This is a genomic window from Streptomyces sp. NPDC051207 (assembly GCF_040682395.1).
In the GTDB taxonomy this organism is placed as follows: domain Bacteria; phylum Actinomycetota; class Actinomycetes; order Streptomycetales; family Streptomycetaceae; genus Streptomyces.
In genome coordinates, this window is the sequence record NZ_JBFBAX010000062.1 from 1 (window position 1) to 9,173 (window position 9,173).

Consider the following 9,173-nt stretch of genomic DNA (forward strand, 5'->3'; position numbering starts at 1 on the left):
CAGATGTCGCAATCCACACCGAACCCAGAAGGCCCTCACCCGTTCAAGCACCCAGCACGCGTGTCACCAACGTCCCGGGACAGCACACCTAGCCGGTGCGCACCAGCTCCTTCCTGCGCTCCTCCCAAGAAGGCCAGTACTGACCGAGGTATGTCTCCAGGGTGTCCCCGAAGACGGTGTAGCGGCCGGTCGAGTCGTCGGCGGGCTGAGGGTTGGGCATCGCGCCCAGGTACTGGAGAAGGTTCGCGTTCTTGGTCCGGTTGTGCCGGGCCTGCTCCTCGATCTTCCGCTCCGCTTTCTCGCGCTCGTGTGGGTCGCGGTGGCTCACCGACTCCCGCTTGCGCTCCTCCATGCCTGCGTCACCGTCGAATACGACGTGGCAGGGCACTCCCAGAGCGCTGAACAGCGCATCGGACAGCATGAGGTTGTCCTTGCCCGAGACCTGGATGGCGCTAACGCCCTCCGCTCCCAGGTTGATCCCCGACCGCTCCGCGCAACCGGTGATCACACCCTCGTCACCACCGCCTTCGACCAGCACCACGGCATGGGCGAAGAAGCCCTCGGCCAGCGCACCGCTGAGCGTGCCCTCGGTCCGGCTCCGGATCACCTGCTTGTCGACCAGCTCGTCGAGGACCCGGCACAGGTCATCTTCCGTGGCCTGCCACACCTCGGTGACCGGGTGCTCGGCGCCGGCGTCGCGGCTGAGCCGGCGGATCTGGTGATAGCCCTTCGGGTCGATGAAGACGGGGTTGTGGGTCGCGTACATGATCTGGGTACGTCCCCGCGGCGAGGTCGCGACCAGCTCGCGCAGCACCTTCGCGAACGTCCGTGCCTGCGGCGGGTGCTGGAAGAGCTCTGGCTCCTCGATGGCCAGACACAGCGTCCGCACGCCACCGGCCGAACTCCTGCGGTCAGCCAGGTACTTCAGTGCCGCAATGATCAGCGCGCGCTGGAAGCCGTGGCCCTGTCGGTAGACCGAGGTCTGGGCGGCACCGTCACGGATGCTCACCTGGAAGGTGGTCCGGGCCGGCTTTGGCACGTGCACCGTTGGGGTCACGACCACCTCACGCCCGGTAGTGAACTTGGCGACCTCGGCGGACAGCGCGGCCGACACCTCGTCGAGCACCGGACCGTAGACCTTGGTGTGCAGCTCCTGGCGTGCCAGATGGGCGTTCTCCTCGATCTCGCCGAGCTGCTCGTTCGCCTGCGAGCGGTCCACGGCGTGGTCAAGGATGCGGCCGACCGCAGTCGTCTTCTGGTCGTCCGCCTCCTCGTACGCCCGCAAGTCAGCGGAGACGAATACGAAATCGATCAGCTGGGCGAGCCGACTCTGCCCGGCGAAGCCGAAGAAATGGGTATCCTCGACCTCGGCCTCGGTGAGGCGGTCCCGGTTGGCCAACTCCCAGGTCAGCATGGCGTCCAGGGCCTTGTCCTTGCTTCCGGCGGCTGGCAGACCCAGGCTGGGGTCGCTCTCCCGCAGCCTGTCGTAGGCGCGGCGCAGATCCATGGCCTTCTCGTTCTTGCGTACGTCCTCGAACGGCCCGTACGCCAGCGCCTTGCCGGTGATCTTGTCCTCGCCGTTCTGCCACGTCCGCCAGATGCTCACACTCCGTGCGCCCTCAGGCGCGTACCGGCCAAGCACCTGCCCGTCGTGGTCGGTGAGCCCGTCGAACTCCACCTCCACGGTGATACGGCCGTCAACGGACCCGGAGTGCACGTCATCGTCGCTGAGCGAGACTCCTCGTTCGCCGTTGAAGAACCAATCGAGCGCGCGCAGCACGGTGGACTTGCCGACGCCGGTCGGCCCGATGAAGGAGGTGATGTCTTCGAAGGACACGTCCACCTTGTGCAGACAACAGAAGTTCTCGATGCGAACGCGCTTGATTTTCACGGTCGTCCTGGGTGTCTGGTACTGGTGGGGCATTTAGATGCCCATGTGATGAACGTGACGCTAGCAGTACCCCTGAGGATGGATCCGCCGTTTTAAGGCAGCTCGTACAGCCCCGCATAGCGGGCAACATCCCTCCTGCAACGCCTCGCGCTCGCCGCCACTTGCCGCCTGCTGTCAAAGCCTTCCTCGACCACTGATGTCGGATCACGCAACTGCGAGAGCAGCACGTGCAGCGCGACGTAGCCGCTGCCAGCGGCGCGGAGCCGAGGACGCCGAGTTGATGGTGAGCGAGCTGAGCGGGCTGCCCGTCATGGAGATCGAAGGCTGCACAGCAAAGCGAGCTTTTTGTGATCCTCCGAACCAGGGGCAACTGATGGGCATCCATGTGCAGTCGCGACGCGTCCCCTCGGTCGGCCTACGTGTCGACGAGTACCGGGCATAGGGAAAGTGACGTAGACACGACACTCAGCCATCCCGCGACGCCGTGCCCATAGCGTGCCCATAAGACGGGTAAACCACGGTCAAGAGCGGTGCGATCCTGCCCTTACGGGCTCCACACCAGAGGACGTTTGCGCAGGTCAGGAGCTACCCGGCTCCCCGAGCGCCGTCGCTTCCCAAGCTGAGAGCGCGAGTTCGATTCTCGTCACCCGCTCCATGCGAAACCCCAGGTCAGCAGCTTGGGGTTTCTTTGTTGTCTAGAGCGGTTGGGTGCCGCTCTAGACAGTCCATGGCTGGGACACCGGCCCAGCCATGCCGTCAGCCGGAGCCAGTAGGCCGGTTCGTGTGGTCGTCCGTCGTGGTCCAGTTCCGTAGCGTCGTAACTGCTCCCACCGCGGCGAAGCACAGCGCTGCCGTTGCACCGAATGCGCCCCCTGCGTAAAGGATCAATTCAGCGATCCCCGCGCCGGTCGCGTGCTTCAGAGCGGCAACACACACGGCGACCAGCATGGAGAAGAGCACGATGACCAGAAGCCAGAGTGCCCAGGCGACGGACCGGGAGAGGCGCGTGGTGTCGGGGGCGGTCATGATCGGAGCTTCCTTTCGCTGTCTCGCGAGGAGGGCGAGGCACTCGTCAGCTGGTCGAGAAGCAGTCCTCGTGCGTGGGTGATGGCTGCCGCCAGTTCCCTGTGGGCATCAGACCGCTCCCCGAGGAGCATCAGCAGTTCGGCGATCTCGTGCTGCACGTCGAGAGGGGGAAGCAGGACTTCCTGGCGTCCCAGTGCGTTCTTGGTGATGAACGGGGCCGCAGTGGCGGCCGCTCGATCCCTGACCCAGTTCACGGCGTCCGGACGGCTCAGCACGGCGAGCAGGTAGTGGGGCAGGACCCCGGCATCCTGACGGCAGCGGAGCCTGATCACGTTGGAGCTCATGAGCCACCCCGTTTGGTCCCCGCAGACCATGGCCGGCGGGCCCATGGCGCCCGAGCGAACACAGACGATGTCACCAGGCGCGAGGCGGTAGCGCGTCAGCCGTTCTGCGAGCTCCAACGAAACGCACTCGTCGGCACTGTCGGTCACCCGCCCATCGCGCAGGTGCTTGGGGAAGACGACCGGCACCACGCCGTACGGAGTCCGGTCCCGGGGCGCCAGCAGCCCGTGCGACGGGCCGGTCTGGATCTCGCACAACTCCGCGAGCGTCGCCCTGCGCCGAGGCGCCTGACGCACCCGGTCGGTCTTCAGCTCGGCGCGTAGGCCGGTAGTACGCTCGTCCAGGACTGCGCATCTCTCCCTCAGTAGCGAGACGTCGGCCCAGGCTTCCACCTCCGCCATACCGGCCGTTCCAGAGTCCAGGGCCGAGGACCGGCCGATGTGGTCGATCGGATTGAGCGAGTAGTCGTTGCGGCGTAGCCCCTCCTTGTCGACGCGTGCGCTGGGTACGGTCGCCGGAGGAGGGTCATGCGGTCGGGCGGGTCCTCCCCCCGGGCTCAGAGCCAGGTACGAGTCGAGGACGGCTTGGACGTCGTCGTAGGCGAGCACCCTCCGTCCGCCGCGTCGCATGACGCCCAGGTCACGCGCGTCCAGGAACAGGACATGGTCCCCGGCGTCGGCCGGGTGTCGCAGCAGCCACACGCACACGGGTACCGGGGTGCCGGAGAAGAGCCGGTCGGGCAGCGCGACAACGCACTCCACGACACCCTGCTCCACCAGTGCCTGACGGATCGCCCGCTCCGCCGCGTTCCCGGAGTTGCCCGCCTTGTTCGGCATGACCACCGCCGCGCGCCCGCCCTCGGCCAGGACGGACAAGGCGTACTGGGGATAAGCAAGGTTGTCGTTGCCTACCGGAGGGGCCCCATAGGGCCAGTTCCCGGTGCGCGTGGTCTCCTGCGAGGTGTCCTTCATGTTGAAAGGCGGGTTGGTGAGAACCAGATCGACCGACTCCTGGGGCCACTTCTCCTCCCAGGGCCGCCCGCGGGTCTTCAGCTGGAGGGCGAACGGGACTCCCCGCAATGCCAGGCCCATACTGGCCAACGACAACGTCGCCCGCTTCGGCGTCTGCCCAAGCAGTCTGGGCAGTGGAGCGTCGGCGGCGCCGGGCCTGCCTCTCGCCCACCTGGCAGTGTCGGCTGCCGCGCCGAGGAGTTCCCCACCACGGAAGTACGGGTCGTACACGCTGCTCGGGGGGCTTTTCCTGGCCGCCCGCCCCAACGCCGCCATCAGGCGCGCCACCGGGAGCGGTGTGAAGAACTCGCGGCTGCGCAGCTGCGCGCGCTCCTCGTAGTCCTCGATGAACAACTGAAAGGCATGAGGGCCGAGCGCACCAACCAGTCGGACGACCTGCGCGAGATCCTGGAACCGCCGGGGCTCCAGGCGAGCGAGCGCATCCTGCATCTCGGGCAGCGATCCCATGCCGCGCAGCACCGCGTCCGTTTCCGAGCCGACAAGCTTCAGTAGGGAGATGCTGGACCGCGGCTCGGCACTGGTCATAACGTACGCCTGTACCTTCTGCCAGCAGCCCTGTCTCGTCTCGCGCAGGAAGAGCAACGCGGCCAGGAGGCTCAGATAGGCGACCGCCTGGTCCGCGCCTCCCACCCGCTCGGCCAAGGGCCCCATGAGCTTGCGGACGATCTCGGAATCCCGTGGATCCGGCCCTTGCCCGGGACCGAGCGAGAGCCCGGCGTGCTGTCGCGCTGTCTCCTCTTGTGCGACGGAGGTGCCGGGCCAGTGCCGTCGCGCCCGGTCTCCGTAGGTGGTGAGTTCGCCCTCCCCTGATTCCCGGCGGTGCGACGGCACCCGTCTTCCGTCGAGCCAGCCGAGGACCTCGGACGCGTCGAAGTAATCCTGGCCGGCGGTACGTCGGGGGGTGGGAAAGTCGGCCGCCCGCCGCTCCCATGTGGTGACCGCCGCGCGTGTCACGCCTGCCATGGCCGCAATCTCCGTGCGCGTCAGAAGGCGATCACCGTCAGACATGCCCGTTCTGTTCTTCATGACGCCTCGGTATCCCTTCGAAGTAGCCCTGGAGGGGCGTTCGTTGGCGCATGAGCCTAGGGCAGTCGTCGCGCTGGTGCCTTATGAGTACTTCAAGTACTCAGATGCTCGTTCCAGGCGCACCTGCGAACAAGGCAAGAGGAGAACGCCAGTTCTTGTGCATGTTTGGCCTTCTCAACTCTCGCCTCGGCGCCGGTTCGCCATCTAAGGATGGATAAGGCGTTAACACTTTCGGATGAGGGGACAGCCTGTGGCGACATCGGCCCCGCGGTGAGGAAGGCCCGCGCAAGGGGTACCGGCACGGAGGAGTGTCGACCTATTACCGTGAGGCATGGAGAGGTGCGACCCATTGGTCACGGACATGATCAAGGCCCTGGCACCAGCACCAGGAAGGAGTCGGTGAACCTCGCCCTGCGCGAAGTGCTGGAGACCCTGCGTCGCGCTTTGGCGCTCACCCGTCTGCGGGTGCCGGCCAAGGAGGCGCCTTCGTCCTAACCTCTTCGACGCTCACCCAGAAGCGGGGGTGAGGACAAGCGGAACCACCAGCTCGGTCACTTCAGGGCAGCGTCCGTACAGCGAGCACCTTCTTTACAAGGCGCCTCGGCTCAGACCTTCTCCGCGCTCACGCGTGGATGCTCGGCGGTGAGCAGCCCGATGTCTTCTACATCGGAAGTCAGGATCGTCACCCGGCCGGGATGCTGCAGGGCGGTCGCGCACAGCATGGCGTCGATGGCGTACTTGTGGCCGTGCAGCCCCGCTGCGCGCAGCAAGGCGGCAGCGGATTGCGCGACGGTCTGGGTCACCGGCTCGACGGCCAGGCGGGACAGGGTCCACTTCAGCGCGGCGTCGTTGATCTTCGGGTGGATCACCTCGACCAGCACGGCGGCTGAGGTGATCACTGGCAGGTCCGCGTCACGAGCCGCCGTCAGCCACTCGTGGATCTCCCGATCACGCTGTACGGCCTTAGCCAGGCCCTCGCTGTCCAGGACCAGGGCACCGCTCACGCGGCTGCCCCAGCGTTTGAGGCGCCGCCGGTCAGCCGGGCGCGCTTGGCCGCCACGGCCTCGGGGTCGGCCGGGCCGTGCACCTTGTCGAAGTCCGCGATCAACTCGTCCAGGTTGTCGCGCTCGATCTGGCGCTGAGCCGCCTTCTCCAGGTAGGCCGAGACGCCTCGCTTGCCGACCCGCTCACGGATCGCCTGCAGAGTTCCGGCGCTCAGGGTGACGGAGATACCACTGGTGGGGCCATCGCCGGGCAGGAAGTCCACGTCGTCATCAGTCACACCTCAAGTATGCCATTGAGAATGGCATAGCGCATGGCGAGTGCACGGGATTCCGGCCGGACGACGAGGGAGTCAGCGTCGGAGGTTGGTGGGAGCTGTGCAGCGCAACGCCGCTTCAGCAGCTGGTCTCCGCAGGGGACGGCCCATGTCGAGCCGCCCGCAGGTGGCACCGCCTTCCCCTTTCGAGATTTCGTGCCCTCCACGTGCCCGTAAGTGTGGAAAACCATGGTCAACAGCGGTGCGATCCAGCTCGCGCAGTCACCCCAAGATCCAGGCGTCCACACTGGTCAGAGCCATAACGCCCGCCCAAGGGCCGTCGCTTCCCAAGCTGAGAGCGCGAGTTCGATTGTCGTCACCCGCTCCATGTGAAGCCCTCAGGTCAGAGACTTGGGGGTTTACTTGTTGGCTAGACGGAAGAGAGCGCCACAGCGTTTGCCCGAGGGTGAAACCGGATCGAGCTGTCGTCGCCCGGGCCAGACCCGTCTCCGCCCCGAGTTGTTCGGCCGCCCCTCCGACGAAGAGAGCCCCGGACCAGTGGTCCGGGGCTTCTTTGTCGTCAGCGAGTCTGCGCCCACACCGCCAGCAGACCCACTACGGCTGTACCCGTCCCGTAGCACGCTCCCCGGAGGAACTGGTCGGCCGCGATGCGCCGACGGCGGGAGATCCACCGCGCGGCATCACACGTCGCCCGGCCACAGCGCATCCCCGTGGCGGACAGCCGTCGTCCGATGGGCCCCCATCGGCCCGGGGGCGTCGCTTGCTCCGTGGGGCACCCTGACCGGGCGCATCGTACTTTCATGGCGGTTGCACCTGCCTTCCTCGAAGTGGGGACTTTCACTGGACAGCCGGGGGGTGCTCGTTCGGGCCCGCGCCGGCCCACGTCGCTGCGGTCGGCGTTCTGGTGGGGCCACGCAGAGGGCGAGGATCAGCGTCCGGCGAGGGTCGGGACCGGGTGGACCTCCTGTGCGGGGCGCAGCAGCCGGAAGGTGACCCGGCCGTCGGCGTCGACGCGGGCGCCGTGCACGGCGGGTTCGGGCAGGCTGTTGTAGTGGAAGGGCGTGGAGAAGTAGTAGGCGCCGGTGTCCGGGACGACGACGAGGTCGCCGGCATCGAGGAGGGGCAGCGCACGGTCGCGTGCCAGCAGGTCACCGGCGAAGCAGCACGGGCCCGCGATGTCCTGCGGCACGGGCCGGCCGTGCTTGGCCCGGCCGTGGGGATCGTGGGCCTCGATCCGCAGGGGCCATGCGTCCGGAGCGAACACGGTCCGGGTGGCGACCTGTGCGCCGGCGTGGGTGATCGCGATGGAACGCCCACCGACGCTCTTGGTGTACTCGACGTACGCGGCGGTGAACCCGTTCTTGGCCAGCACGGAGCGGCCGAACTCGGTGACGATCTCGTACTCACCCGAGAACAGGGCCGGTGCGTGCTCGCGCAGATGGTCCACGTAGGTGTCGAAGCCGGGCGTCGTCTCGTCGCTGTCGAAGTTGACCGGCAGTCCTCCCCCGATGTCGATGCCGGTGACCTGCCGGCGGCCGAGGCGGGCGTTGATCTCCTCGGCGAACTCCACCGCCCTCGCGATGCCCCGGGCGATCAGGTCCAGCGGGCAGCCCTGTGAGCCGACGTGCGTGTGCACCCAGGTGAGCCAGGGGCGGTCCCGGTACGTCTGGAGCAGTCTCTGCCGGTTGCCCTCGTCCTCCAGGGGAATGCCGAACTTCGAGGTCGCGGTGGCCGTGCTCATGGCGGTGATCGAGCCGGCGCCGACCTGGGGGTTGATGCGCACGCCGATCCGCGAGTCGGAACGGCGGGTCGCCAGGAGCTCGTCCAGCCGCGCGAGTTCCTGGAAGCTGTCCGCGTTCACCGCGACTCCCAGGGTCAGCGCCCGGACCAGTTCGGCCCGGGTCTTGGCCGGGGAGTCGAACACGATGTGTGCGGGTTCGAAGCCCGCCTCCAGCGCCTGGGCGAGTTCGCCGGCGCTGGCGACCTCGCAGCCCATGCCGCTCAGGCGCAGTTCCTCGAGTACGGGAACCAGGCAGTTCGCCTTGGCCGCGAACGCGTGCAGGACCCGGAGGGAGTCGGGGAACGCGCTCCGCAGGGACGTGACGGTTTCGTTGACGCCGTCGAGGTCGATGAACCCGGCCAGTACGGCCGTTTCGGGTTCCAGGAGACCCTGCTGTACGGCCGCCCGCAGAATCCGCTCACGCCGGTCGGCAATGTCAGAACCACTCATCATGCACCCTCCCTGAGCCGAGTTCCGCCCACGGTTGCCGTGGGCGGGCCACCAGACTCTCGTCGGAGCGGTGCGGGTGTCTTCGTCGGGAATCCCGGTGTTCCGCCGCGCGGTTCTCATCGTGGAGCGAAACCGGAGCAGGGGCGCAGCCACCATGGTGCTCGGACACGAAGCAGCCGCCCTTTCTTCGTGGCGGCGCCCGACTGCTCACGCGTCCCGGCCGCCGCGCTCGAGAAGGCGCAGCTGCAGTTGGGCGTTACGGGGTGCATCGCCGGGTCGTGCGCCAGGCGTTCGACAGTGCGTTGCCGCCTGAGCGGAAGGCGATCGAAGTGCGCCGGTCGGTTCTTG

General features: G+C 67.4%; 6 protein-coding genes. All 6 read right to left on the reverse strand.

Annotation, left to right across the window (positions count from 1 at the left end; translation table 11 throughout):
* Positions 1-88 precede the first annotated feature (88 nt).
* On the reverse strand, positions 89-1,891 hold the full coding sequence (locus AB0M97_RS30395; RefSeq protein ID WP_365964197.1) for an AAA family ATPase: 1,803 nt from the start codon (positions 1,889-1,891) through the stop codon (positions 89-91).
* 756 nt (positions 1,892-2,647) lie between these two features.
* Entirely contained in the window at positions 2,648-2,917 is a 270-nt protein-coding gene (locus AB0M97_RS30400; RefSeq protein ID WP_365964198.1) for a hypothetical protein, read from the reverse strand.
* A complete protein-coding gene (locus AB0M97_RS30405; RefSeq protein ID WP_365964199.1) occupies positions 2,914-5,316 on the reverse strand; it encodes an N-6 DNA methylase in 2,403 nt (800 codons plus the stop codon). The genes AB0M97_RS30400 and AB0M97_RS30405 overlap by 4 nt, the downstream gene beginning before the upstream one ends.
* A gap of 605 nt (positions 5,317-5,921) precedes the next feature.
* Entirely contained in the window at positions 5,922-6,320 is a 399-nt protein-coding gene (locus AB0M97_RS30410) for a PIN domain-containing protein (protein ID WP_365964200.1), read from the reverse strand.
* On the reverse strand, positions 6,317-6,598 hold the full coding sequence (locus tag AB0M97_RS30415) for a hypothetical protein (protein ID WP_365964201.1): 282 nt from the start codon (positions 6,596-6,598) through the stop codon (positions 6,317-6,319). The genes AB0M97_RS30410 and AB0M97_RS30415 overlap by 4 nt, the downstream gene beginning before the upstream one ends.
* Positions 6,599-7,523: 925 nt before the next feature.
* Positions 7,524-8,825, reverse strand: coding sequence for a diaminopimelate decarboxylase (locus AB0M97_RS30420; RefSeq protein WP_365964202.1), 1,302 nt, complete (start codon positions 8,823-8,825; stop codon positions 7,524-7,526).
* Between the last annotated feature and the right edge of the window lie 348 nt (positions 8,826-9,173).

Bases quoted from the DNA above. Each gene is read 5' to 3' on its own strand.
- AB0M97_RS30405 (WP_365964199.1), bottom strand. From the start codon at position 5,316: ATGAAGAACAGAACGGGCATGTCTGACGGTGATCGCCTTCTGACGCGC.
- AB0M97_RS30400 (WP_365964198.1), bottom strand. From the start codon at position 2,917: ATGACCGCCCCCGACACCACGCGCCTCTCCCGGTCCGTCGCCTGGGCA.
- AB0M97_RS30420 (WP_365964202.1), bottom strand. From the start codon at position 8,825: ATGAGTGGTTCTGACATTGCCGACCGGCGTGAGCGGATTCTGCGGGCG.